Annotated in this window: 26 protein-coding genes and 1 riboswitch; of the genes, 15 read left to right on the plus strand and 11 right to left on the minus strand. The window is 55.5% G+C overall.

What is annotated here, in order from left to right; translation table 11 throughout:
* The 5 genes from FEF65_RS08820 to FEF65_RS08840 all read left to right on the plus strand — a co-directional run bounded on the left by FEF65_RS08820 (position 1) and on the right by FEF65_RS08840 (position 2,980).
* Entirely contained in the window at positions 1-1,080 is a 1,080-nt protein-coding gene (locus FEF65_RS08820; protein WP_138239430.1) for a dCTP deaminase domain-containing protein, read from the plus strand.
* The gene (locus tag FEF65_RS08825; protein WP_161595216.1) at positions 1,080-1,685 is read left to right on the plus strand and encodes a deoxynucleoside kinase; all 606 of its coding nucleotides are present in this window, start codon (positions 1,080-1,082) and stop codon (positions 1,683-1,685) included. The genes FEF65_RS08820 and FEF65_RS08825 overlap by 1 nt, the downstream gene beginning before the upstream one ends.
* 101 nt (positions 1,686-1,786) lie before the next feature.
* Complete coding sequence (locus FEF65_RS08830; RefSeq protein ID WP_138239432.1) at positions 1,787-2,242, plus strand: MarR family winged helix-turn-helix transcriptional regulator; 456 nt, start codon at positions 1,787-1,789, stop codon at positions 2,240-2,242.
* Positions 2,243-2,251: 9 nt separating this feature from the next.
* The gene (locus tag FEF65_RS08835) at positions 2,252-2,746 is read left to right on the plus strand and encodes a hypothetical protein (protein WP_138239433.1); all 495 of its coding nucleotides are present in this window, start codon (positions 2,252-2,254) and stop codon (positions 2,744-2,746) included.
* 3 nt (positions 2,747-2,749) lie between these two features.
* Entirely contained in the window at positions 2,750-2,980 is a 231-nt protein-coding gene (locus tag FEF65_RS08840) for a YgaP family membrane protein (RefSeq protein WP_138239434.1), read from the plus strand.
* A gap of 64 nt (positions 2,981-3,044) precedes the next feature.
* Here the strand turns inward: FEF65_RS08840 and FEF65_RS08845 are convergent, their stop codons facing one another.
* Positions 3,045-3,326, minus strand: coding sequence for a hypothetical protein (locus FEF65_RS08845; RefSeq protein WP_138239435.1), 282 nt, complete (start codon positions 3,324-3,326; stop codon positions 3,045-3,047).
* Positions 3,327-3,489: 163 nt separating this feature from the next.
* The gene (locus FEF65_RS08850) at positions 3,490-4,158 is read right to left on the minus strand and encodes a RodZ family helix-turn-helix domain-containing protein (protein WP_138239436.1); all 669 of its coding nucleotides are present in this window, start codon (positions 4,156-4,158) and stop codon (positions 3,490-3,492) included.
* 184 nt (positions 4,159-4,342) lie between these two features.
* On the opposite strand from FEF65_RS08850, the gene lpxK reads away from it, so the two are divergent.
* On the plus strand, positions 4,343-5,386 hold the full coding sequence (gene lpxK, locus FEF65_RS08855; RefSeq protein ID WP_238701297.1) for a tetraacyldisaccharide 4'-kinase: 1,044 nt from the start codon (positions 4,343-4,345) through the stop codon (positions 5,384-5,386).
* 134 nt (positions 5,387-5,520) lie between these two features.
* Here the strand turns inward: lpxK and FEF65_RS08860 are convergent, their stop codons facing one another.
* Together FEF65_RS08860 and FEF65_RS08865 are read right to left on the minus strand one after the other, a co-directional pair.
* Positions 5,521-6,159 carry a TSCPD domain-containing protein gene (locus FEF65_RS08860; protein WP_138239437.1) on the minus strand — a complete coding sequence of 213 codons (639 nt, stop codon included), beginning with the start codon at positions 6,157-6,159 and terminating at the stop codon, positions 5,521-5,523.
* A gap of 222 nt (positions 6,160-6,381) precedes the next feature.
* The gene (locus tag FEF65_RS08865) at positions 6,382-8,505 is read right to left on the minus strand and encodes an adenosylcobalamin-dependent ribonucleoside-diphosphate reductase (protein ID WP_420813976.1); all 2,124 of its coding nucleotides are present in this window, start codon (positions 8,503-8,505) and stop codon (positions 6,382-6,384) included.
* A 302-nt stretch (positions 8,506-8,807) separates the two neighbouring features.
* Here FEF65_RS08865 and FEF65_RS08870 point away from each other — a divergent pair, with 302 nt between their 5' ends.
* The 8 genes from FEF65_RS08870 (at position 8,808) to FEF65_RS08905 (ending at position 16,122) form a co-directional block, all read left to right on the plus strand.
* Complete coding sequence (locus FEF65_RS08870) at positions 8,808-9,599, plus strand: class I SAM-dependent methyltransferase (RefSeq protein ID WP_138239439.1); 792 nt, start codon at positions 8,808-8,810, stop codon at positions 9,597-9,599.
* The gene (ubiT, locus tag FEF65_RS08875; RefSeq protein ID WP_138239440.1) at positions 9,596-10,255 is read left to right on the plus strand and encodes a ubiquinone anaerobic biosynthesis accessory factor UbiT; all 660 of its coding nucleotides are present in this window, start codon (positions 9,596-9,598) and stop codon (positions 10,253-10,255) included. Before FEF65_RS08870 ends, ubiT begins: the two co-directional genes overlap by 4 nt.
* A 4-nt stretch (positions 10,256-10,259) precedes the next feature.
* Positions 10,260-11,864, plus strand: coding sequence for a 2-polyprenylphenol 6-hydroxylase (ubiB, locus tag FEF65_RS08880; protein WP_138239441.1), 1,605 nt, complete (start codon positions 10,260-10,262; stop codon positions 11,862-11,864).
* 96 nt (positions 11,865-11,960) lie between these two features.
* The gene (gene metK, locus FEF65_RS08885; RefSeq protein WP_138239442.1) at positions 11,961-13,133 is read left to right on the plus strand and encodes a methionine adenosyltransferase; all 1,173 of its coding nucleotides are present in this window, start codon (positions 11,961-11,963) and stop codon (positions 13,131-13,133) included.
* Positions 13,134-13,264: 131 nt separating this feature from the next.
* A riboswitch (S-adenosyl-L-homocysteine riboswitch) is annotated at positions 13,265-13,338 on the plus strand.
* 15 nt (positions 13,339-13,353) lie between these two features.
* Positions 13,354-14,766 carry an adenosylhomocysteinase gene (ahcY, locus tag FEF65_RS08890; protein ID WP_238701299.1) on the plus strand — a complete coding sequence of 471 codons (1,413 nt, stop codon included), beginning with the start codon at positions 13,354-13,356 and terminating at the stop codon, positions 14,764-14,766.
* Positions 14,767-14,799: 33 nt separating this feature from the next.
* Positions 14,800-15,063 carry a hypothetical protein gene (locus tag FEF65_RS08895; protein WP_138239444.1) on the plus strand — a complete coding sequence of 88 codons (264 nt, stop codon included), beginning with the start codon at positions 14,800-14,802 and terminating at the stop codon, positions 15,061-15,063.
* An 81-nt stretch (positions 15,064-15,144) separates the two neighbouring features.
* A complete protein-coding gene (locus FEF65_RS08900) occupies positions 15,145-15,351 on the plus strand; it encodes a hypothetical protein (RefSeq protein WP_238701301.1) in 207 nt (68 codons plus the stop codon).
* A gap of 21 nt (positions 15,352-15,372) precedes the next feature.
* On the plus strand, positions 15,373-16,122 hold the full coding sequence (locus FEF65_RS08905) for an OmpA family protein (RefSeq protein WP_238701303.1): 750 nt from the start codon (positions 15,373-15,375) through the stop codon (positions 16,120-16,122).
* Between the two features lie 300 nt (positions 16,123-16,422).
* On the opposite strand, the gene FEF65_RS08910 is transcribed toward FEF65_RS08905, so the two are convergent.
* The 5 genes from FEF65_RS08910 to msrA form a co-directional block, all read right to left on the minus strand.
* Positions 16,423-17,679, minus strand: a complete 1,257-nt coding sequence (locus FEF65_RS08910; RefSeq protein WP_138239445.1) for a M48 family metallopeptidase — start codon at positions 17,677-17,679, stop codon at positions 16,423-16,425.
* Between the two features lie 75 nt (positions 17,680-17,754).
* Positions 17,755-18,735, minus strand: a complete 981-nt coding sequence (locus FEF65_RS08915) for a nicotinate-nucleotide--dimethylbenzimidazole phosphoribosyltransferase (RefSeq protein WP_138239446.1) — start codon at positions 18,733-18,735, stop codon at positions 17,755-17,757.
* A 64-nt stretch (positions 18,736-18,799) separates the two neighbouring features.
* Positions 18,800-19,930, minus strand: a complete 1,131-nt coding sequence (gene aroB, locus FEF65_RS08920; protein WP_138239447.1) for a 3-dehydroquinate synthase — start codon at positions 19,928-19,930, stop codon at positions 18,800-18,802.
* An 84-nt stretch (positions 19,931-20,014) separates the two neighbouring features.
* Positions 20,015-20,506, minus strand: a complete 492-nt coding sequence (gene msrB / locus FEF65_RS08925; protein ID WP_138239448.1) for a peptide-methionine (R)-S-oxide reductase MsrB — start codon at positions 20,504-20,506, stop codon at positions 20,015-20,017.
* Positions 20,503-21,096 (minus strand): peptide-methionine (S)-S-oxide reductase MsrA, encoded by a 594-nt coding sequence (gene msrA / locus FEF65_RS08930; RefSeq protein WP_138239449.1) that lies wholly within the window; start codon positions 21,094-21,096, stop codon positions 20,503-20,505. Before msrA ends, msrB begins: the two co-directional genes overlap by 4 nt.
* Before the next feature lie 151 nt (positions 21,097-21,247).
* Between msrA and FEF65_RS08935 the strand changes: the two genes are divergently transcribed.
* Entirely contained in the window at positions 21,248-22,435 is a 1,188-nt protein-coding gene (locus FEF65_RS08935; RefSeq protein WP_138239450.1) for a BaiN/RdsA family NAD(P)/FAD-dependent oxidoreductase, read from the plus strand.
* Positions 22,436-22,534: 99 nt separating this feature from the next.
* Here the strand turns inward: FEF65_RS08935 and FEF65_RS08940 are convergent, their stop codons facing one another.
* The gene (locus FEF65_RS08940) at positions 22,535-23,266 is read right to left on the minus strand and encodes a response regulator (RefSeq protein ID WP_138239451.1); all 732 of its coding nucleotides are present in this window, start codon (positions 23,264-23,266) and stop codon (positions 22,535-22,537) included.
* Positions 23,267-23,323: 57 nt separating this feature from the next.
* Positions 23,324-23,722 carry a response regulator gene (locus FEF65_RS08945; protein ID WP_138239452.1) on the minus strand — a complete coding sequence of 133 codons (399 nt, stop codon included), beginning with the start codon at positions 23,720-23,722 and terminating at the stop codon, positions 23,324-23,326.
* Between the last annotated feature and the right edge of the window lie 75 nt (positions 23,723-23,797).

Raw genomic sequence — 23,797 nt, forward strand, 5'->3', positions numbered from 1 at the left:
ATGAGTCTTGTTTATGCCAAGGACGACACGGAAGCCGAAAAAAGGTTTTCTCAGTATAAAGAGATTGATCCGTTTCCGAGTATCCCTCCTTCGTTATTGAATGGCGCCGATATTGCCGACTACGTGGCTGCGACGGGAATGGTTCACCCATTTTACCCGGAGAAACTGAAATCAGGGTCATACGAAGCCAGAATACATGGTACGTGTTATTGCTGGGATGAAGATGGAAAGCCGTATGAAGAACGTTTGGAAAAAGATTCTGATCGGTTTGAATTAAAACCGAACTCGTTGGTGTATGTGCAGGTTGAGCCCACATTTAGGCTTCCTGATTACATGGCACTTCGTTTTAACCTCAAGATTTCTCATGTTCACAGAGGTATTCTGTTAGGAACTGGGCCATTGATTGATCCGGGGTTTGAAGGGAAACTGTTAATCCCTCTTCATAACTTTTCGAACAACTCATATATGCTCAAGGGTTTGGAGGCCCTGATCTGGATAGAGTTTACAAAACTCAGTCCAATTGTTCGCTATGAAGGAGATGAAGTTGTTAGGGGGGCACCAACGAGCGATGCCCTACCCCGACGTGGGGAGTACAAACCTTTTCCTGACGATAAAAAAGGTCAGTTGCCAGACTATTACTTCGCTAAAGCAGCCGAGGATAGCTTGAAGGCGAAACCTGTATTTTTTAGCTCTGTTAGGGAGATATATCGAGATACAGCCAATAAGATCAAAGGATTTAACGAAACGATCTCTCGATATAAAAAAATCGGGTGGGGAGCCCTTGCTGCAATTTCAGTAACCATTGCGGCGGCACTTTATAGCATGCTTACTCCAACGTGGTCGCTTATCAATGATGTATATAACGCCCAGGATCAGAAATGGAATAAGCTCGTAGAAGAGACCAGGTTTCAAGAAGCGCAGTCAAATGCATTGAAGGCGCAATTAGAGCATCAGCAAGAAGAAATTAAGGCGTTGAAGGAAAAAATTGAGTTATTATCTGCTCAACAAAGCGTTCATCCCATCAAGAGCAATCAGTCAAAAACAAATGCACCTTCTCCTAAGCCCAAGCAAACCAAATAGTGTTTGGCGGTAAACGTATTGAGGTTTGTGGAGGCATAGCCTCAGGGAAAACAACCTTGGCTGGCTTGTTCTCCGACGATGTTTATCTGCCTGTATACGAGAACTTCCAAGCCAATCCATTCTGGCAGGCGTTTTACCAGAATCCGGACAAGTTCGCTTTCGAAACAGAGATCACTTTTCTTCTACAGCATTATCACCAGATCACTGCCGCTCAATCCGACAACAAAGTGATTGTGACCGATTATTCATTTGTGCTCGACAGGGCATATGTCGATGTGACTTTGAACGAGGGTGCCAAAGATGCTTTTCTCTCAGTGTATGGCGAGGTGATGAGACGCCTGGGGCCGCCTGCTTTGTTGGTCTATTTGAATTGTTCTCCGGAAATAGAGTTGGGAAGGGTTCGTGATCGTGGGCGTGGAGTTGAAAGCGGGATAACAGTTGAGTATCTCGTCGCCATGAATCGGGCCATTTCCGACCATATGGAAAGAGCTTCTTCCGAGGTTAGGGTTTTGATTATAGATAGTGAATACCGCGACTTTGCGCACGACAAATTAGTTCAGCAATCAGTATTAGCCGAAATCAATCAAGCTCTGCATGGCGCATAAATCAAAGCAGGCTGCGGAGCTCTACAGTTTAAATAGGTGTAATATGCAATAGTTGTATATTGCAACTTAAGTGATTACGATGTGCCGCACAGGAGAGAAGCATGAGTGAATTGCCAACGGACTTTCAGCTCGAGCAGGCCATCGGTATGCAGGTCAATCGTACGGCATTTCTGATGACCGAAGAGATTGCCCGTCGCTTTGCCGACTATGGCTACCCGTTGTCCGCTCAGGATTTCGGCATTCTGTTTCGCCTGTTAAAGAAAGGGGCGGTGACGCAGGTGGAGATTGCCGCCCTGATGATGCGGGATAAAACGACCATCACCCGCCGTATCGACGGGCTGGTGAAAAAAGGGTTGGTGGAGCGCAATCCCTGTCCGCAAGACCGGCGCTGCTTTCGCATCGGGCTGACGGAGGCGGGCCGGCAGGCGCTGTCGGTGATGATTCCGCTGGTACGGGATTTTCAGCAGGAGGTGCTCTGTGATGTTCCTGATGAAGAGAAGGCCGCGACGATGAAAACGCTGAAGCACATTGCAGAGAAGCTGCTCAGCAGCAGATAAGGAGATCATATGAAAACAACCACACCGCACTGGATTGCCATTGGCGTGCTGTCCGCGCTTTTGGTGGGAGGCGCACTGAAGGTCATTGTGCTGGGCAGCACTGAAAAGGTGGCGGATGAGCGTACCGTTGTGTTGCTGGAGCCGGCGGAGCGTCAGGCGGTACTCGGCGAGATGCGAGTGCTGCTGGAAACAACGCAGGTCATTGTCGAGGCGCTGGCCAGGGAAGATCTGGCTGCAGTCGAGGCTGCGGCCAGGCCGATCGGAAGCGCTGCAATTGCGACGGTGGATTTCAGGCTGCGTGCCAAACTGCCGCTGGAGTTCAAGCAGCTGGGGTTCGGCACCCATTACGCCTTTGACGATATTGCCAATATGGCCAAAGAGGGGGCACAGGCCAGGGAAATTCAGAAAAAACTGGCTGAAACGATGCAGAATTGCGTCGCCTGCCATGCCAGTTTCCAGCTGCCTGCCGTCACGGTACAATCACTTAAAACTACAGGAGAATAAAATATGACCACAGAACGCGTTATCAGAATCATTGCCGGATTTTTTATCATGCTCTCGGTTTTTCTGAGCTCGCTTTATAACGGAACCCAGCTGAATGAGCCGACATGGCTCTGGTTCACCCTTTTTGTCGGAGCGAATCTGTTCCAGTCCGGCTTTACCCGCTGGTGTCTGATGGAGAAGATTCTGATCAAACTGGGTGTGAAGCCAGGCGGGGCCTGCGGCACCTGTCACTGAAGCAGACTGAATTCAGTACGGAGCCTCCTGTTGATTCAGAGGCTCCGTCGTCTGACGGTAATGTTTACTGCTCTTCCATCCAGTTCTGCAGGCTTTCCACGATCAGTTTGGCCTGTTTGGTGTTGGTGATGTTGAACTTGGAGCGCTGGGCATATTCACCATTGCGCTTCTGATAGCGGCGGATGGTGAATTTGTCCTCACCATAGGACTGTTCTGCCTCATTCCACTCCTGATAGCGGAACATGATGGTGGTCCATGCACCCTTGCTCAGAATCACCTTGTCCAGCTGTTTGGTGGTCAGGATACCACCCTCTTCAAAGTCGATGGTCAGGTCGTCAGGGGTCATAGTTCTCTCTTTTAAGGATGATCTGAATCCCTACGTTGCTGTAGCGATTCAGCACGAAAGGAAAAAATACGACTTTCCTTTTCGGTGGGTGATCGGCGGGGAGCCTATCGCCTGGCGTCTGTTTTGCACGGCCTTCACGCGCAGTTGCAGCGCTTCCGCTGCTTTAGCCCCAGTAGTGACTCTCTTTTCGGAAGTCATCGATGATGATTTGTTGTTGATATTGTCCGATCGCTGTTTGCATCGGATTGCGTCCATATGAGGTGGCCGAAGTGACGGCGATGGGCTGGCCCGCCGGTTGTGCCTGTGAGGGGGGGATGTCCGCCATTTGCACCGGTACCACAGAGGGGGCAGCCGGGTGCTGATTGACGGCCTGGCTTGCCGATGGCGGATTTGCCGCCACGGCTGTCGGGGCAACTCTGGCTGTGGTCGGGCTGATGGTCGACTGCGCATATTCCATCATATGCTCGCCGATATCCTTGCCTGTGCCACTGGTGGAAAATGCATTGACCATGGCCGATGCCAGCCCTGAAACCCAGCTGCCCATCAGGCCGCCGAAGATGGCCCCGCCGATCATGCGCGGCGCGGCGCCGATCTCGTCACCGGTCAGTTTGCGGTAGATGGTGGATATGACTGGCAAGTGCTGCAGGGGATTGACCATGTCGATCACGTCGCCAAAGCTGAATGAGCCTGATTCCCATAGTCCGCCGGCTTTGCTGACCGTTTTGGGCGCCGAAAGCTGTTGCGTGGCCACGCTTGCCGGCGCTTTTGCAGGCGCCTTGACGGTCGTGACAGCAGTCGCCGACGGGAAGGTGATATTCGACACAACTTGCATATGCAAGCTATGGCAAGATAGATGCCAGATTCAATGTGCTTATATTTCATGTGGTTAGGGTGAATCTGCTGATTTGTGCCGGCAATAAATGCCGCTGTATCGGCAAGCTTTTCAGCGGATGTGCGTGATTGCGACGAAGGTTTTGCCTGGATTTGGCGGTGCGGGGTCGCATGAGCGCGCATGCGTGGCTAGATTCAACGCATTAAGCTCACTGAAGGGAGAGACGATGCTGCACCAGCGTATTGAGAGCATGTGGTGGAACCGCAGCAAAAAGCCGAATGTTCTGCTGTCAGCATTTTCCTGTGTGTATGCGTGGGTCTCAAGACTGGATCAGCAACAGCGCCTGAAGCAGGCGGTACAGCCGCCGGTGCCGATGATTTCTGTGGGTAATATTACGGTGGGCGGCAGCGGCAAAACGCCGTTTGTTGTATGGCTGGCTGCCCGGTTGCGGGATCGCGGCTTTAACCCTGTCCTGTTGTCGCGCGGCGATGGCGCCAACAACCAGACGCCGCATCTGGTGTCACAATATTCCCTGGCCCATGAGGTGGGCGATGAGGCGGCATTGCTTTTCCGTCTCAGTGGCTGTCCGGTGATTGCCGGCCGGGACCGGATTGCCGGTGCCAGGCTCGCTGCAGAGTGCGGCGATGTGATCATTCTCGATGATGGGTTTCAGTACCGTCAGCTTGGCCGGGTATGTGATGTTGTGCTGGTGCCGGCTGAAGGGGTGGGGAATGGCGGTCTGCTTCCGGCCGGTCCGTTGCGGGAGCCGGTATCGGCCCTGGCGCGAGCCGATGTGATTGTGCGCTCGGGGGGCGAGGAGGCTGAGCCGCTTACCTCCGGCAAAGAGTGGCGCTGGTCGGCCTCAGCCGCACTGGTTCGTGACTGGAACAGTCGCGATGGTGTGTTGCTGGCCCCCTCCCGACCGATTCATCTGGTGACAGGCATTGCCCGCCCGGGGCGGGTGCGCAACGACCTGAAGCGGCTCGGTTTTGAGATTGCCGGGCACAGCGCGTTTGCCGATCACCATGCCTACTCCAGGGAAGAGATTGAGGCGTTGCTGAATAGTGATGCGCCGGTTGTGACCACAGCCAAGGACGCGGTGAAGCTTGTGCGTTTCTGGCCCGGCTGCAGGCCCCTGTGGGTGCTGGAGCAGCAGTCTGAAGGAGAGGATGGGCTGGTGGATGCTGTCGTGGCGATGGTGCAGGCGCCTCGTCTGAGGCTTGTCTGACTTCTGAGGCGGTTACCAGCCCTCGTTGTAAAGTACAAAGGCGGACCGAGGGTCCGCCTTTGTATGTAAATCTCCGGAGTGATATTTGCCCGGATGGCAATCAATCAGTATCTCCCTGAACAGTCAGTTTTTTCTCAGCCGCACTTGGAGTCGCCGCACTCAAGGCAGCAGTTGCAGTTATCCAGTCTGACCACAGCCATGGCACCGCATTTGTCACACTGATTGCCTTTGGCAACCGCATCCTTGCCCAGTTTGACCTCGGCTTCATGGCGCTTGGCCTTCAGCTCGGCATTGTTGAGCTGTCCCTCCATCATGCCGATAGAGATCAGGTGCTGCTGGATAACATCGCCGATTTCAGCGACGATGGATGGCATATATTTTCCACCGCGTTTGTAGTAGCCGCCGCGCGGATCGAAGACGGCTTTCAGCTCCTCAACGAGGAAGGTGATATCTCCACCCTTGCGGAAGATGGCGGAGGTCACGCGGGTCAGGGCGACGATCCACATGAAGTGCTCCATATTCTTTGAGTTGATGAAGATCTCAAAGGGGCGGCGGTGCTCATCCGGTGTGCCTGGATTGACCACCACATCATTGATGGTGATGTACATGGCGTGGTCGGAGTTTGGTGTTTTGATCTTGTAGGTATTGCCTTCAAGAATGTCATCGCGCTCCAGTAGCGGTGCGATGGCGGTCACCTTGGCAGCCTCTTTGGCGGCATCTTCCGGTTTCTTTACTTCGTAACCGACAATCTTTTTCTCAATTTTGATGCTCATTCTTTGCCTCCATGCATGGCCAGTATGCTCTGCATCTGCTCATGCCCGAAATCGTGCAGTGTGTTTGCATGGCGGGGTGCCGTGCCCGGGCTCTGCTGCCGGCCGTTGCTGTGATATCCCTGTCGAACCGGAGCATGAGCCGCAACGGCCGCGATGCTCCACAGGTTAACGGGCGGAAACTGCATTTCCGCCCATTCGACGGGCTTCATTCTGCCCTGTTGCTCAGAACTTGCCGTAGTATCCCTCTTTGAGTGCATCAAACAGGTTGGCGGCACTGTGCATTTCGCCATCATATTCGATCATCTCGTTGCCCTTGGCCTCAATGACAGAGCCGTCATCCAGGGTAAACTTGTAGGTGGTGTTGGCCAGGTCCTGTTCCTTGACCAGTACGCCCTGGAATGCCTCCGGGTTGAAGCGGAAGGTGGTGCAGCCCTTGAGGCCCTGCTCGTAGGCGTAGAGGTAGATGTCCTTGAAGTCCTCGTAAGGGAAATCAGTCGGTACATTGGCGGTTTTGGAGATGCTTGAGTCGACCCAGCGCTGTGCTGCTGCCTGGATGTCCACATGCTGCTTCGGCGTTACCTCGTCGGCACTGATGAAGTAGTCCGGCAGCTTGTTTGCCTCGTCGTCGGAAAACGGCATGGCATCCGGATTGATATGGGTGCGGTAGGCCAGCAGTTCATAGGAGAATACATCCACCTTCTCCTTGGTTTTGCGACCCTCACGGATGATGTTGCGGGCATAATGGTGAGCAAAGCTTGGCTCGATACCGTTGGAGGCATTGTTGGCCAGCGACAGGGAAATGGTGCCGGTCGGTGCGATGGATGAGTGATGGGTAAAACGACAGCCCTGCTCAATCATCGCCTCGATCATGGCCTTGTCCTCGGCATTGCCGGTTTGCAGGAACTTCTGCATGTAGCGCGAATACTTCGCCCACAGCACGCGGCCGGGGATCTTGTCGCCAATGCTGATACCATCGTCGGCCATTTCAGGCCGCTTGGTCATCATTTCCGGAGTGACTTCATACTCATCGGCAAGTGCCGGTGCGATGCCTTTTTCAGCCGCCAGCTCCAGGCCGGTGCGGAAGCCGGTTTTCGCCATTTCATAGGCGATCTGTTCGGTGAACTCGAGTGATTCGGGGGAGCCGTAAGGGGTGCGCAGCATGGTCAGTGCCGAGCCGAGACCGAGGAAGCCCATGCCGTGCCGGCGTTTGCGCATGATTTCGGCGCGCTGCTGTGGCAGTGGCAGGCCGTTGATTTCAACGACGTTATCCAGCATGCGGGTGAAAACAGCCACCACCTCACGATAGGTATCCCAGTCAAAGCGGGCCTTGTCGGTAAACGGATCGCGTACAAAGCGGGTCAGGTTAATGCTGCCCAGCAGGCAGGCGCCATAAGGGGGCAGCGGCTGCTCGCCGCACGGATTGGTGGCGCGGACATCTTCGCAGAACCAGTTGTTGTTCATCTCGTTCACTTCATCGATCAGAATGAAGCCTGGCTCGGCATAGTCGTAGGTCGAGGCCATGATCACATCCCACAGGCGGCGGGCCTTCATGGTCTTGTAAACCTTGCAGGCAACATGGCCGCGATCATCCCTGACCGCACCCTTTGGCGGGTTGGCTACGGCCTTGAAGACAATGCGGGTGCTGGCATCGTCGATTTCGATCTGGCTGGCCGGGAACACCAGGTCCCAGTCGCTGTCCTGTTTGACCGCCTCCATGAAATCACGGGTGATCAGGCATGAGAGGTTGAACTGGCGCAGGCGCCCGTCCTCGCGCTTGGCGCGGATAAACTCGATAATATCGGGGTGCGAGATGTCAAACGTGCCCATCTGTGCGCCGCGACGGCCGCCGGCGGATGAGACGGTGAAGCACATTTTGTCATAGATATCCATGAATGACATCGGGCCGGATGTATAGGCGCCGGCGCCGGAGACATAGGCCCCTTTCGGACGCAGGGTGGAGAATTCGTAGCCGATGCCACAGCCGGCCTTCAGCGTCAGTCCCGCTTCATGGACCATGGAGAGAATGCCATCCATGGAGTCGGGGATGGTGCCGGAGACGGTGCAGTTGATGGTGCTGGTGGCCGGTTTGTGTGCTTCGGCACCGGCATTGGACATGATGCGTCCGGCCGGAATGGCACCGTTGGCGAGGGCCCATACAAAGCGATTGTGCCAGAAGGCGCGGGATGCCTCATCCTCTACGGCGGCAAGAGCGGTGGCAACGCGGTCATAGGTTGCCTGAATGTCGGCATCAACAGCCTGGCCGAGCTTGTCTTTCAGACGATATTTTTTATCCCAGATGTCCTCTGACGCCGGTTGGAAGCTGACGTCGGTGGTCGTGTCGTCCATATCCTTCTGGATCGATGCAATATTCAACGCGCTGGACTTAACCTTCATTAATAGTTCTCCCTGCCTGATTGGGCACCGGTGCCTGGATGCGGCTTGCACAGTGTCTTCCCGGAATTGTGAGGGGGAGAGTATCTACACTATATCTAGCGCGTCAATCGTTCTTTGAGCACTATGTGTAGTGTTTGCTGCTGCACAATTCACTCACCGTTTATCCACAGGATTTTCACATGTCGTGGTGGCGCAGATGGTGAATATTCCTTTAGTTTGGACAGTGGCGCATCGCCTGTTACGATACGCAACCCATGAATACAACAGACAATAACGATATCGATACATCTGCAGCAGCAGGCGCAAACAGTACCCATTTCGGTTACGAAACGGTCACTGGCAGCGAAAAGGTCAAGCGGGTGATGGGCGTGTTTTCATCCGTGGCCAGCCAGTACGATCTGATGAATGATCTGATGAGTGGTGGTATGCACCGGTTGTGGAAGCAGCGCATGTTTTCGGTTGCGGCGATCGGCGCCGGAAGCCGGGTGCTGGATGTGGCAGCCGGCTCGGGTGACGTGGCCATCGGGCTGGCTCGCAAAATGGGACCCTCCGGACGCGTGGTATTGACCGATCTTAATGGTCCGATGCTGGCCGAGGGGGCGCGCCGGGTGATTGATGCCGGTTTGTTGCCGGGGCGGGCGGATTGTATTCAGTCGGACGGGACGCGTCTGAGTTTTGCCGACAACAGTTTCGATTGCGTGACGATTGCGTTCGGTATTCGCAACTTTCTTGATGTCGATGCCGGCTTGCGCGAATTCTACCGGGTGCTGAAGCCGGGCGGGCAGTTCCTGTGTCTTGAGTTCTCAAGGCCTGTGTTGCCACTGCTTGATGTCATCTATGATGCCTATTCATTTAATATCATTCCGTTACTGGGGGAGAAGGTCACCGGCGATCGTGCCTCCTATCAGTATCTTGTCGAATCGATTCGCCGTTTCCCTGATCAGGGCCGCTTTGAAAAGATGATTCGCGGTGCCGGCTTTGATCTGGTCAAACATGAGAATATGACGGGTGGCGTGGTCGCATTGCACCGGGGTTACAAGATATGAGTGTGATGTTTTTACCGCTGCGACTGATTCCCGTTCCGGTTCAGTGTGTGGTCATGACGACCGTGCTCGACCTTGTTTTTGCCCGCAGTGAGGCGCTCAAGCCTTTGCTGGCTGATCTGGACGGGCGCACCTTCCGCATTCACGTCACCGATACCGGTGCGGTTATGTTTCTCGGCTTCCGGCGTCGGCAGGTCTGGGTGCACCCCTCGCATGATGGCGATGTGGATGTGCGGCTGGCTGCCAGTACGGCCGGTTTTGCCCGTATGTGTTTCGGACATGAAGATCCCGATGCACTGGTGTTTCAGCAGGTATTGAAGCTCTCCGGCGATTCCGACGCGATGCTGCGTTTCAAGCGTCTGTTTGCGGCAGCTGATCTTGACTGGGAGCGCGAGTTGCGGGCCAATTTCGGCGACTTCTTCGGCTCCCGTGTCGCACGGGCCGCGCATGGGCTGGTGGCGGCAGAAAAGAAACTGGGCGAGTTGTCGCGCGAGGCTGTCAGTGATCGCTTGCGTTCGATGGATCTGCCGAATGATGAGCGCCTGCAGCAATGGCAGGCTGATGTGGAGCATCTGTCGCATCAGGTGTCCCGCGTCAAAGGGCGCATCACCCGTCTGCAGCACAGGCTTGAGCACCACCTGAACGATCAGGGCGACTGACCCGGTGCGTTTGCCCGTCAGTTTTCGACGCAACCTGCGCCTGTTGCGCATTGCCCATATCCTGGCCACCCATGGTATGGCGGCACTTGCTGTACGCATGCGGCTGTTTTATCCCTATGTCTGGCTGTTGCAGCTGCTGCGCGGCGATGAGCTGCCCAAGGATCTCGGGGCCCAGATTCGTCTGGCGCTGGAGAAATTAGGGCCGACGTTTATCAAGTTCGGACAGATGTTATCGACCCGTGTTGACCTGTTGCCGATGGATGTGGCGCTTGAGCTTAAGAAGCTGCAGGACGATGTGCCGCCAGAGCCGTTTGTCCGGGTGCGCCGGGTCATTGAAGAGAGTTTTAAGCGCCCGCTCACCGGTGAAGACGGTTTGTTTGCGGCGTTTGAAGAGGTGCCGGTTGCTGCGGCGTCGATTGCCCAGGTTCACTTTGCCGAGTTGAAGGACGGGCGGCGCGTGGCGGTCAAGGTGCGCCGCGACCATATCAGCCGGACCATTGAATCGGATCTGGCAATTCTCGAGTTGCTGGCAGCTCTGTTTGACCGTTATTTTCCCGAGTATCGCCGTCTGAAGGCGCCGCAGGTGATCGAAGAGTTCTCGGTGACTATTCGTGGCGAGCTGAATCTGCGGGCGGAGGCGGCACACGCCAGTCGTTTTGCCGGTAATTTTGCCAGTGTTGAAGGGGTCAGGGTGCCCGAGGTGTTGTGGGACTATACCCACACCGAGGTGCTGACAACCGAGCGGATTTCCGGCATTCCCATTGATGAGAAGGCGAGGCTGGAAGCGGCCGGCCATGATTGCCTGAAGCTGTGTGAGCGGGCAGCCACGCTCTTCTTCCACATGGTTTTCATCGATGGCTATTTCCATGCCGACATGCATCCTGGCAATATTTTCGTTGATGAGGCCGGGGAGATTGTTCTGATCGACTTCGGCATTGTCGGTCGTCTGGATATGAAAACGCGCCGCTATCTGGCCGATATGCTGCTGGCGTTTCTGAAAGAGGATTACCATCGCTCGGCCGAGGTGCATCTGGAGGCCGGGTTTGTGCCGCCGGATACCGATATCTCCGCATTTGAGGATGCCTTGCGCGAGATTGCCGTGCCGATTTTTAATCGTTCGCTCGGCGATATTTCGATTGCTGAGCTGTTGCTCTCGATGTTCGCGGTGACTGAACGCTTTAAAATGGAGACCCAGCCGCAGCTGTTGCTGCTGCAGAAAACCATGGTGGTGATTGAGGGTGTGGCCCGTGAGCTGGCGGATCAGGCCAATATCTGGGTGCTGGCCCGTCCGCTGATCAGTGAATGGGTGACCCGTCATATGGGGCCGCTGGGCAAGACGGAGGCGCTGGCCTCGGAGTTGCGCAGTCAGCTGCTTGGCTGGATGCAGTTGCCGGCCAGGATTGATCGCACCATTGCCCGGCTTGAGGCGGAGGGTGGTCCGCTGGCGCCTGAGACCTCGCGTACAACACTGATAGCCGGCTTGTTGCTGATGAGTGGCGGCAGTGCCTGGCTGGCCTGGCTGGCTGCTGCCGGTACGGCTGGAGGCTTGATGCTGGTGGCTGGCATGGTGATGGCCGGCGGCTTTGCACTGGCGCTGGCGGGCGCCTGAGGTTGGTAGTTTGCGGCTTTTCAGCTAACATTCGGTTTTTTTAAGCCAGTATCACTGATGCGACACGATTCGCAGCAGCCTGATTATGAGGGAATTATGAGTCGAGATTTTGTATTTACATCCGAATCTGTTTCGGAAGGACATCCGGACAAGGTTGCCGATCGCATTTCAGACGGCGTGCTTGATGCCTTGCTTGCACAGGATAAATACTCACGTGTGGCGTGCGAAACGCTGGTGACAACCGGTATGGCACTGATCGCAGGTGAGATCACCACATCCGCTGTGGTGGATTACCAGGATATCGTGCGCAGTGCGATTCGCGAGATCGGCTATAACTCATCGGCGATGGGCTTTGACTGGGAATCATGCGCGGTGCTGGTCACCCTCGACAAGCAGTCTCCCGATATTGCCATGGGTGTGAACGAAGGTCAGGGCCTGGATCTGGATCAGGGTGCCGGCGACCAGGGTCTGATGTTCGGTTATGCCTCCAATGAAACCGAAGTGCTGATGCCGACCCCGATTTATCTGTCGCACCAGCTGGTTGAGAAACAGGCCGCTGTACGCAAGACCGGTGTGCTTGAGTTCCTGCGTCCGGATGCCAAGTCACAGGTCACCGTCCGTTATGAAAACAGCCGTCCGGTTGCTATTGATGCGGTCGTGCTTTCCACTCAGCACAATCCCGAAGTATCACACAAAGAGCTCAGCGATGCGGTGATGGATGAGATCATCCGCCCGATTCTCGAGCCGACCGGTCTGCTGCATGCCGGTACCGAATACCATATCAACCCGACCGGTCGTTTCGTGATCGGTGGCCCTGTGGGTGACTGTGGTGTGACCGGCCGCAAGATTATCGTTGATACCTACGGTGGTTTCGGTCATCACGGTGGCGGCGCCTTCTCCGGTAAGGATCCGACGAAGGTGGATCGTTCCGCCTGCTACATGATGCGTTATGTTGCCAAGAACATCGTTGCAGCCGGTCTTGCTGATCGCTGTGAGGTGCAGGTGGCTTATGCAATCGGCGTTGCGCGCCCGCTCTCTGTCATGGTTAACACCTTTGGCACCGGCAAGGTGAGCGAGTCAAAGCTTGCGGCGGCTGTTCGTGAAGTGTTCGATCTGCGTCCGAAGGGCATCGTGCAGCAGCTCGATCTTCTGCGTCCGATCTACTCAAAGACCTCAGCTTACGGCCACTTCGGTCGCGAGCTGCCTGAGTTTACCTGGGAGCGTACCGATCGGGTGGATGCACTGAAGGCGGCGGTCGGCGTTAACTGACCGGTATGAAGCAGATCAGCCTGTTGTTTCGGCAGGTTTGCTAAGGAGATGCTGATTGCTTGCCATCCTGGCATAACATCATCATCTCCCTAACAAGGCATGAAAGCCGGTCACTTGTGGCCGGCTTTCTCCTGACCGAGGAGCACTGCAGCAGGCTTGTACTGCCAGGCTCGGTCTAAAAAAAGCTCAACGGTGCTCATATTTTTATATGTATAGGAGTATGAGAGTGTCTGAATTTACTGATTACATTGTCGCCGATATGTCCGAAAAGACTGTGGCATGGGGCCGCAAGGAACTGACGATCGCGGAAACCGAAATGCCGGGCCTGATGGCGATCCGCAAAAAATATGCTGCCGAGCAGCCGCTCAAGGGCGCCCGTATTGCCGGCTCCCTGCATATGACCATCCAGACCGGTGTACTGATCGAAACCCTGACCTCACTGGGTGCTGAAGTTCGCTGGGCATCATGCAATATTTATTCTACCCAGGATCATGCAGCATCTGCCATTGCTGCTGCCGGTGTGCCTGTGTTTGCCTATAAGGGCGAGACCCTCGATGACTACTGGGATTACACCCATCGCATTATGGAATGGCATGATGGCGGTACGCCGAACATGATCCTCGATGATGGCGGCGATGCGACCCTGCTGGTCATTCTTGGTTCCAAGGCAGAAAAAGATATCTCTGTGCTGGATAAGCCGGGCAGTGAGGAAGAAGTTGCGCTGTTCAAGGCGATCAAGGCCAAGCTTGCGACCCATCCGACCTGGTACTCTGACCGCAAGGCTGCGATCAGGGGCGTGACCGAAGAGACCACCACCGGTGTTCATCGTCTTTACCAGATGCAGGAGCGCGGTGATCTGCCGTTCCCGGCCATCAACGTCAATGACTCGGTTACCAAGTCCAAATTCGATAACCTCTACGGCTGCCGTGAGTCGCTGATCGATGGTATCAAGCGTGCAACAGATGTGATGATTGCCGGCAAGATCGCTGTTGTGCTTGGCTATGGCGATGTGGGCAAGGGTTGCGCACAGGCATTCCGTGGTATGGGTGCAACCGTATGGGTCACCGAAATCGATCCGATCTGCGCACTGCAGGCTGCGATGGAAGGCTACCGTGTGGTTCGTATGGACGATGCATGCAGCCAGGGCGATATCTTCGTCACCACCACCGGCAACTACCATGTGATTACACATGACCATATGGCAGCGATGAAGGATCAGTCGATCGTCTGCAATATCGGCCACTTCGACAACGAGATCGATGTTGCTTCGCTGAAGAAGTATGAGTGGGACAACGTGAAGCCACAGGTTGATCAGGTGATCTTCCCAGATGGCAAGCGCATTACCCTGCTGGCTGAAGGACGCCTGGTGAACCTTGGTTGCGCAACCGGTCATCCAAGCTTTGTGATGTCTGCCTCCTTCTCCAACCAGACCATGGCGCAGATTGAGCTGTTCAACCAGACCGGACAGTATGAGAACAAGGTTTACACCCTGCCCAAGCAGCTGGACGAAGAGGTTGCCCGTTTGCACCTGGACAAGATCGGTTTGAAGCTGACCGCGCTTTCTCAGGAGCAGGCAAATTATATCGGCGTGCCGGTCGAAGGACCGTACAAGCCAAACCACTACCGCTACTAAGCAGGTGTGGATGACAGGCAGGAGGAGGTGGTGATGCGTTTGATTTTCGTGCTCACACTCCTCCTGCTTTCATTTTCAGCGCATGCAGCAGGTGGATTGTCTGTTGATGCATCTTTCGATTTGACCGGTGACGGCATTGTTGATGCTGCCGACTGGGCAAAGATGAGCGAGGATGCGCGCCGGCGCTATGCTGATCAGACGATCAGTGCGCTTGGAGAGGATCCGGATGCGATGCTGGATGATCATGTCACTCGTGGTCAGCGCTATCTGCAAGGCCTCAGGTCTGTCTACGAGTAAAAGTCTTGATAAATAATACTTGCTGAAGATAGTTGTTTTTTTTATGCTGGATCTTCAAAGCGGTTCGGGAGGGCATGTGTGATGTTGAAAACAGGAATTGCAGCTGCTGTTTTATTGCTGATCTCCGGCTGTACGACCCTGATGGGTCCTCCTGAAGCGCCACCGGCCCCATCCAATGCCGAGCTTGAGGAAAATGCCCGTCTGAAAGCGGAGGCTGATGCGCTCCGTCAGGCGCTGGATCAGAAAAAAGCAGAGCTGGAAACACTGAAGGCTGCAACACAGCAGTAACAGGAGTTACAGGATACGGCCATGAGGCAGTTGACAAAGGTATTGTTTCTCAGTCTGGTAATCATCTTACCGGGCTGTACTACTATTGACGCATTTTTGTTTAATGCCAATCCGGATGGTACTCCGATCGGAGCTCCTGCCGGTACGTCGGCACCGGTCACAGATCAGCCCCGGCTGGTGGCTGCGGATCTGCCTGCTCCTGGTCCTGCTGCCGAAGGCGCTGGTCCGGTGGCTCAGAGCAATGCCCGCTTACGATCTGAAATTGCAGCGATGGAAGGCGAGTTGAAGGCGGTCGAGGATGAAATTGCCCGCCTGCGTGCAACCGCACCGGCTGAAGCGGTGTTGCCTTCGCCGATTCCCGCCGCGGCGACGCCCAGTGTGGTGCTCTGGGTGCGACTGTTTTTCAAATCCGGCCAGACTGTGCTGGACAAGGATAGTCAGAAAGCGCTGACGGATATCTCCGGAAAATTTCTGGCCAATCCGGGCAAGCGCCATATCGAAGTGCGCGGTTATTGTGACGACACGCCTGTCGGTAGCGGCAAGAAAGAAAAGAAAACCAGGCATGGTCTGAGCTCTCTGGAAGCCGTATCGCAGGCTCGTGCCGATTCGGCTGCAGCGGTGATGATCAAGGCGGGAATCTCTGCCTCTCTCATTCAGGCAAGAGGTATGGGGGCGACAGGCTTTCTGGCCGATAATGATACCCCGGAAGGGCGTGATCAGAACCGCAGGGTGGACATTTATCTGATCGATGATGCCGAGCCGGAAGAGTAGTCCGCGTCCATAGGACGCGCTGATGTGTCGGCGCTTCCGGGCGAGCCATGGACGGATGCCACATTCGCAGGATAGCCGGATTGGACGGCTTTGCCGCCGCCAGGTGAGCGGCAGGATGCAGCGAATCAAATCAAACGCGTAAGTGTCTTGTTTGTAAGCAAAGACAAAATGACTGTGACTCATGTCCTCGCCCTGCGGGCGGCCATTGTCCGTCCAGTCGGCTTCCGGCCTCTTTGTCGCGCGTTTCTCTTTGCCGACTGATTTTTGCCAGGGTGGCAATAAATCAGCAGCGCCTCAGGTTTACTTCCCCGACTTTTCCATGCACTGCTGTAAATGCGTGATCCGGATCGGAGCCGGTGGATGCGAGTCATGCCAGGCCGAATAGAGCGGATCCGGTGTCAGGGTGCTTGCATTATCCTCATACATTTTTACCAGTGACGAGATCAGTGCCCGACCATTGCTGTTGGCGACGGCATAGGCATCAGCCTCAAATTCATTGCGTCTGGAGAAGAGGTTCATCACGGGTGTCAGCACAAAGGTAAATACCGGCATGATCAGCAGAAACAGCGTCAGGGCAGCATGGTTGGATGGCTCCGATATGCCGAGGCCGCTGTAGAACCAGGGTTGGGTGGCCAGCCACCCCAGCAGGGCAAAGCCTGCGAGTGAGAGCACCAGGGTGATCATGAGCTGCTTTTTTACATGGCCATGATGAAAGTGGCCGAGCTCGTGAGCCAGAACGGCTTCCGTTTCCTCGCCATCAAGTTGCTTGAGCAGTGTGTCGAAAAAGACAATCCGCTTGGCCTTGCCAAGGCCGGTAAAGTAGGCATTGCCGTGTCTTGAGCGGCGGGAGCCGTCCATCACGTACAGGCCATTGCTGTGAAAGCCGCAGCGGCGCAGCAATGCTTCAATACGGCTCTTCACCGGGCCCTCCTCGAGCGGTTCAAAGCGGTTAAAAAGTGGTGCGATAAAGGTCGGGTAGGCCCAGATCATCAGCAGCATAAATCCGCTCCAGAGCATCCAGCCATACAGCCACCACAGGGTGCCGGCACTTTGCATCAGGGCAAGCAGGGCCCACAACAGGGGGCTGGCAATCAGGGCCATCAGAAGCAGCTGTTTAACCATGTCGCCCAGATAGAGTTTGCCGGTCATCTGATTAAAGCCGAAGCGCGCCTCGATTGAAAAGGTGCGATAAACATCGACAGGCAGTTCGAGCAGGTGTGAGATCATGAAAAAAGCCAGCATGAACAGTACGCCGCCGGCCTGTCCCGGTAGTCCGGCCGACGAGGTGATGCCATCAAGCCATTGCAGGCCGCCACCCACGGTCCAGAGCAGCAACAGCGCCAGTCCCCAAAGTTGTGAGATATTATCAAGCTGCAGGCGACTGGCGGTATAATCAGCGGCCTTCTGATGGGCTGGCAGGTTGATGCTGTCGGCAAATGTGGTCGGGACCGCATTGCGGCGGGACAGTACGTGGCGCCGCTGCCGATATGAAAGATAGAGGTGGCTTGCTGTCGCTATCAGGGCAAACAGCAGGACGGTGGTAGTCCATGAGGTCATGCATCAATCCTTTGTCACAGTCTGGCGGGGGGCTTTAAGGCCCCCTTGTCCCGGGGATACTCTGAATAAGTCAGATTATCCCTGGTTTGTTGCGATGGCAGTCGCCTGACGAAAGGCAATGGCCGCTTTCAGAAGGGGGAGCAGCATGATTGCTGCATGCCCATGGTCGGCGCCGGTGCGCAGCTCCACCAGAGGCTCAAGTCCAAGTGATTCCAGCGCTTCACGGTGGCCTGCTTCATCCGACAGGTGGCTGGCCAGCATCCAGCCGGCAATGCGGACATCCCAGGCGATGGCTGCAAGCGCAGCTGCAGCGGAGGCGCGCCCGTCGAGTAGTACAGGAACTCCTTTGCTTGCCGCCGCACGGTAAAAGCCGGCCATGGCCGCAATCTCCAGTCCGCCGATTTCGCGTAGAAGATCATGTGATGGCGTACCCTGAGCGCGCGCTATCGCCTGTTCTACGGCGATCAGCTCTCTTGTGTAGGTTTCCGGGGCAGCGGTTGAATAAAGTGCCTCATCAGCACTCAGGCCGGTCAGCTCGGCAATAATGGCCGCAACTGCGACATGGTCACCGCATGCAATTGAGCCAGCAATCAGCAGGTTGGCGCCATTGGCGATGGCCCGGTTGGCCATCTCTTCGCCGATGCCAACGCACTCCCAGTAATCCATCTGATCCATGGCCGGGGCGCTGGTGATATCGGCACTGCCGTTTGAGCGGACCTTGGCATGGTCGATATCGGCATCGATCAGGTTGCCTGCTACACCGAGGTCGACCATGTGGAGCTGAGCATCTGCCAGCTGACAGAGCTGACGTATGGGGGAGTCCACCGCTGCATGCATTTGCAGCTGGTCGATCGTTTTTGCATTGCTATCCATGCTTTCGGCGACGCCATGATCGGCAGCAAACAGAACGACTTCCACTTTCAGCTGTTCGGGAACAGGACGATTCTGACGGGCGGAAAACCATGCCGCGATCTCATCCAGTCGCTCAATGCAGCGGCCGGATCTGAACAGAGGGTTATGGCGCCCCTGTTCGGGGTGAATGGAAGGGATATCCATTATGTCGCTCCTGTTGTCAGGGTGGAGATGGCCCCCTGAACGGGTTCATGTGCTGCGGCTGTTCTCATGTATGTACGGGCTCAGCTGGTCGCTGATATGACTGAATCAGCTGCTCAATGGCATCAGCCGGAATGTCATCGGCGATAAATGCATTGCCGATCTCATGCAGGAGAATATAGCGGATACGAGAGCCGATGTTTTTCTTGTCATGCCCCATGGCATCAAGCCACATCGCAGCATCGAATGCGGGTATCGCCAGCGGCAGGCCTGCCTGCCTGAAACAGTCGGTCACTGCCGTTTCAGTGCCTTGCGGTGCGAAGCCTGCCTGTTCAGACAGCCGGGCAGCCAGCAGGGTGCCCAGCGCAACAGCTTCCCCGTGCAGGTATTCGGTATAGTGGGTCATGGCCTCAATGGCATGGCCGAAGGTGTGGCCAAGATTGAGCAGGGCGCGCGCTCCCTGTTCTGTTTCATCGCCCATGACGACCTCGGCCTTGTGGCGGCAGCAGGTATGGATCATGGTCGAGATGACGGCCGGATCAAGGGCAAGCGCTGCCTGCATGTTCTCCTGCATCCAGGTGAAGAAGGCTGCATCGCGAATCAGGCCGTATTTGATCGCTTCGGCAATGCCGGCCCGTACCTCGCGGCAGTCCAGGGTACGCAGTACCTCAGGATCAATCCAGACCAGCTTGGGTTGATAAAAGGCGCCAATCATATTTTTGCCATGCGGATGGTTGATGGCCGTTTTGCCGCCGACACTGGAATCAACCTGTGCCAGTACGGTTGTCGGCACCTGAACAAACGGGATACCACGCCGGTAGCAGGATGCGGCAAAGCCGGTCATATCGCCGACGACACCACCGCCGAGTGCAATGACGGGCTCATTACGGGAGAGGCGGGCCTGCATCAGGGCGTCCATAATCTGTCCGAAGGAATCCAGATTTTTATAACGCTCACCGTCCGCAAGAATGCATTCGCTGACCTGCCAGCCAGCCTGCTCAAGTGAGCTGCGCACGGTCGCCATATACAGGGGGGCAACCGTGACATTACTGATGATCATACAGCGGGCAGGCTTGCCGAGCAGTTGATTCAGCGCCGGCCCGAGCCCTTTCAGGCAGCCGGGCTCAATGTGGATGTCATATGAGCGGTTTCCGAGGTCAACGCGGTAGATGTGTGAGGTTTTCAATGAATCAGCCATCAGCCAACTCTGACAGCTTCCGGCTTGTCAGAGCAAGTGAAAAGTGTTTTCAAATCAGTCATTTGTCCATTCCTGTCGACCGCCTCAGGCGGGTGTGTGCGGTATGAACTTCAGCGCGACACCGTTATTGCACCAGCGCTGTCCGGTCGGGGCCGGGCCATCATCAAATACATGGCCCTGGTGGCCGCCACAGCGGCTGCAGTGGTATTCGGTTCGCGGCAGGATCAGTTTGAAATCACGGCTGGTTTCAACATGCCCGCTGATCGGCATGGTGAAACTTGGCCAGCCGGTACCGCTGTCGAACTTGCTGGCCGAATCAAACAGCGGCAACTGGCAGCCGGCACAGACATAAATGCCCTTGCCATACTCCTTGTTCAGCGGGCTGCTGAATGCCCGTTCGGTTCCGGCCTCGCGTAATACCTGGAATTGTTGCGGAGAAAGGATGCGGCGCCACTCATCTTCACTTTTTCTGATCGGTGCAATCGTTGTCCCTTCTGCGGCTGCAAAAGGGGAGCGAGGCAGTGCCATCATGGCCAGTGCCGCCAGTGTGGTTCGGATAAACATTCTGCGATTCATGGCTGTTTCCCCCATAGTTGCTGCAGGCGCTGATCCCGGCCGCAGTTGTAGCGGTAAAATTTGTAGCGCAATGGATTTTTCAGGTAAAAATCCTGGTGATATGCCTCGGCCGGCCAGAATGGGCCTGCAGCGGTGATTTCGGTGACGATGGCGGCAGGGAATGGTTTATGCTGCTGCAGCTCCTGTTTCGATGCCTCGGCCAGCTTCCGTTGCTGTTCACCATGATAAAAAATGGCAGGTCTGTATTGTGTGCCGATATCACAGAATTGCCGGTTGGGCGTGGTTGGGTCGGAGTTGCGCCAGTAGACCTCCAGCAGTTTCTGGTAGCTGATGATGGCGGGATCAAACAGTACATCGACCGATTCGGCATGGCCGCTACCTCCGGCGGATACCTCTTCATATGTCGGGTGCTCGCTATGCCCGCCGATATACCCGGAGGTGGTGGAGATGACGCCGGGCAGCTCATCAAACGGGTGTTCCATACACCAGAAGCAGCCGGCGGCAAACGTGGCATGTTCGCGCTCTGCCGCCACGGCGCTGCCCGCTGCGGTCATCATGATGATGGTGCAACAAAGGGTGAGTATTTTCATATATGCCTCCTGATCATATCTGTCAGTCGGATGATTCGGCCGATTCTTACAACCGGTTTCTGAAGATCAGATGAATGAGCGCGACGGGCGGCCCTGCCTCAGGAGATGTACGGGCGGTGGATGGATGCAGGGCGATATGCACAATACGGCGATGCGTGAATATGATGTGATTGTGATTGGTGCCGGAGCAGCCGGGTTAATGTGTGCCGGTAGTGTGGCGCCCTATGGCAAGTCGGTGCTGGTGCTTGATCATGCCGAGAAGGCCGGTAAAAAGATTCTCATCTCAGGTGGGGGGCGTTGCAACTTCACCAACCGTTTTGCAGGCCCCGCTGACTTTGTTTCCGCCAACCCTCACTTTTGCAAGTCGGCACTGGCCCGGTTTTCTGCCGCCGATTGTATCGCCTGGGTGGAGCAACACGGCATTCGTTATCATGAGCGCGAACATGGCCAGCTCTTTTGTGATGACTCTGCCCGCCAGATTCTTGAGATGCTGCTTGCCCCCTGTCGTGATGGAGGGGTGGAGATCCGGCTGAATACTGCCGTGCATACGGTGGAGCGCAGCGATGATGGTTATCGCCTGACGACGGATAAGGGCGTTTACCATGCAGCTGCACTGGTGGTGGCGACCGGTGGCCTTTCCATTCCCAAAATGGGAGCGACGGCGCTGGGTTTGAAAATTGCCGAGTCCTTCGGTCTTCATGTGATTGCCCCGGTGCCGGGGCTGGTGCCATTTACCTTTACCGGCCGGGAGAAGGAGCGGCTGAATGCACTGGCAGGCATCTCGCTGCCGGTTCAGGTCAGTTGTCGTGGTCGCTCATTTCGTGAGGCGATGCTGTTTACACATCGTGGCCTTTCAGGTCCGGCCATGCTGCAGATCTCTTCATACTGGCAGCCGGGAGATGCCCTTGCTGTGGATCTGCTGCCGGATATGGATACAACCCGTTACCTTGATGGCAAGCGGGAGCAGCGGCCGCAGGCGCAGCTGGCAACGGTGCTGGCAGAGCTGTTGCCCCGGCGACTGGTGCAACTGCTGACGGAGGATGGTCTGGGCGAAATACGTCTGGTCCAGCTCAGCGACGGTCAGCGCCGGGAGGTGGAAGGGCGTTTACACAACTGGCTGCTCAAACCCAATGGCACCGAAGGTTATCGTACGGCCGAAGTGACGGTTGGCGGTGTCGATACCGATGAGCTCTCTTCCAAAACGATGGAGTGCAAGCGCATGCCTGGCCTCTACTTTATTGGTGAGGTGGTGGATGTAACCGGCCATCTGGGCGGTTTTAACTTCCAGTGGGCCTGGTCATCCGGTTATGCCGCAGCCATGGCGATCGTCAGCTCATAAAGACGGCCGCTTTCTGTTTTCTACAGATAGAAAAGCATGGTTTGGGCTGCAACCGGCTGCCCGAAACAGGTCGGGCTGGTGGCCGGTTACAAGCGGGGGCTATTTATCGGCAATGATTTTGTGGATCGTGGAGAGCCCCAGCAGCACATTATTCAGGTCGTGAATCACTTCATCACTCAGCTCATTGTGGTTGACAGTTTTTTCCAGCCGCTTGTTGGCGCAACGCAACAGTGTCAGCACCGTTTCGCGTTCATGGTCACTAAGCACGAGATGACCGGCTGTCTTTTGAGGCGTCTCTGTCTGTGACAGAGGTGCCAGCGTCTCCTGCTTGTTGATCAGCGGCTTGAGGAAATAATCCATGGCACCGGCTTCGAGGTATTTGGCGATCAGATCGGTATCGTTCATGCCCGTGACAATGATGACGGGAATATCGCGTAACCGCTTTTTCTCCTTGAAGTATTTCAGCAGCGCCAGCGAGTCGTCACCGGGCATGAATATATCCAGCAAAATGAGATTGGGGCGCACTTTTTTGAGTATTTTTTGTGCCTCTTTGGCGCTTTTGGCACAGACCGGCACACAGTTGCTTCTGCTGATGTAATCGCTGAGCGCGATATGAATCATTTTTTCATCATCAATGCAGAGGATGACCGGCTTCTCTTCTGTCGCAGGTGTCGTCACCAGCTCTTTTTTCAGTGAGTCATAGAAGGATCGGGCGATATCGGCAATGAGGTCGCCAAAGGCGCCGTGCATCTCGGCCTCGCCACTGTAAAGCGCATGGTCGGGAAGTTTCTCACCGACTGGCTCTGTATGGGGTAACTCACGCTTGCTCATGTTTTGTCCTGCAGCCTCATGCTGTGTAAAATGTTATTTGTCGAACCGGGAAAGGGATTATGATTGTGTGTGCGAAGTCTGGACGATAGCACGCTTGCAGGTGGCGATTAAATCCTCTGCAACGTAAGGTTTCTTGATGAAAGCGGCTTTGCCGGTCTCAATCAGGTCAGCACTCTTGCCGCCCTTGTTATAGCCCGAACAGAATACGACCGGTATATCCGGCCTGATTTCCCGGAGACGGGCAAAGCACGTATTGCCATCCATTTCAGGCATATTGACATCCAGCACGATCAGGACAATTTCATCCTGTTGTGCTGTGAAGAGATCGATGGCGGTCTGTCCGTGATCAACGGTGATAACAGTGAATCCACCGGCGCCCAGGATCATGCTGGCGGTGATGCGAATCATCTCATCATCGTCGACAACCAGCACTGTATTGGGGTAAGCGCTTCTCAATCGTATGGGCTCCTGAAGTGGTTGGTGATGTTCGCTTCTCCTCTTTTATTCCGTATAGATCTTTATAGAAATCAA

This window comes from Mariprofundus erugo (assembly GCF_005818865.1).
Classification (GTDB): Bacteria; Pseudomonadota; Zetaproteobacteria; order Mariprofundales; family Mariprofundaceae; genus Mariprofundus; species Mariprofundus erugo.

Coding starts and splice junctions, on each gene's coding strand:
- metK (WP_138239442.1), top strand. CDS start 11,961: ATGAGTCGAGATTTTGTATTTACATCCGAATCTGTTTCGGAAGGACAT.
- ubiT (WP_138239440.1), top strand. CDS start 9,596: ATGAGTGTGATGTTTTTACCGCTGCGACTGATTCCCGTTCCGGTTCAG.
- FEF65_RS08870 (WP_138239439.1), top strand. CDS start 8,808: ATGAATACAACAGACAATAACGATATCGATACATCTGCAGCAGCAGGC.
- FEF65_RS08910 (WP_138239445.1), bottom strand. CDS start 17,679: ATGACCTCATGGACTACCACCGTCCTGCTGTTTGCCCTGATAGCGACA.
- FEF65_RS08935 (WP_138239450.1), top strand. CDS start 21,248: ATGCGTGAATATGATGTGATTGTGATTGGTGCCGGAGCAGCCGGGTTA.
- FEF65_RS08940 (WP_138239451.1), bottom strand. CDS start 23,266: ATGAGCAAGCGTGAGTTACCCCATACAGAGCCAGTCGGTGAGAAACTT.
- FEF65_RS08900 (WP_238701301.1), top strand. CDS start 15,145: ATGTTGAAAACAGGAATTGCAGCTGCTGTTTTATTGCTGATCTCCGGC.
- FEF65_RS08860 (WP_138239437.1), bottom strand. CDS start 6,159: ATGAGCATCAAAATTGAGAAAAAGATTGTCGGTTACGAAGTAAAGAAA.
- FEF65_RS08915 (WP_138239446.1), bottom strand. CDS start 18,735: ATGGATATCCCTTCCATTCACCCCGAACAGGGGCGCCATAACCCTCTG.
- FEF65_RS08820 (WP_138239430.1), top strand. CDS start 1: ATGAGTCTTGTTTATGCCAAGGACGACACGGAAGCCGAAAAAAGGTTT.
- msrA (WP_138239449.1), bottom strand. CDS start 21,096: ATGAAAATACTCACCCTTTGTTGCACCATCATCATGATGACCGCAGCG.
- FEF65_RS08905 (WP_238701303.1), top strand. CDS start 15,373: ATGAGGCAGTTGACAAAGGTATTGTTTCTCAGTCTGGTAATCATCTTA.
- FEF65_RS08865 (WP_420813976.1), bottom strand. CDS start 8,505: ATGGACGACACGACCACCGACGTCAGCTTCCAACCGGCGTCAGAGGAC.
- ahcY (WP_238701299.1), top strand. CDS start 13,354: ATGAGAGTGTCTGAATTTACTGATTACATTGTCGCCGATATGTCCGAA.
- FEF65_RS08850 (WP_138239436.1), bottom strand. CDS start 4,158: ATGCAAGTTGTGTCGAATATCACCTTCCCGTCGGCGACTGCTGTCACG.
- FEF65_RS08895 (WP_138239444.1), top strand. CDS start 14,800: ATGCGTTTGATTTTCGTGCTCACACTCCTCCTGCTTTCATTTTCAGCG.
- aroB (WP_138239447.1), bottom strand. CDS start 19,930: ATGGCTGATTCATTGAAAACCTCACACATCTACCGCGTTGACCTCGGA.
- FEF65_RS08830 (WP_138239432.1), top strand. CDS start 1,787: ATGAGTGAATTGCCAACGGACTTTCAGCTCGAGCAGGCCATCGGTATG.
- FEF65_RS08845 (WP_138239435.1), bottom strand. CDS start 3,326: ATGACCCCTGACGACCTGACCATCGACTTTGAAGAGGGTGGTATCCTG.
- FEF65_RS08840 (WP_138239434.1), top strand. CDS start 2,750: ATGACCACAGAACGCGTTATCAGAATCATTGCCGGATTTTTTATCATG.
- msrB (WP_138239448.1), bottom strand. CDS start 20,506: ATGAATCGCAGAATGTTTATCCGAACCACACTGGCGGCACTGGCCATG.
- FEF65_RS08835 (WP_138239433.1), top strand. CDS start 2,252: ATGAAAACAACCACACCGCACTGGATTGCCATTGGCGTGCTGTCCGCG.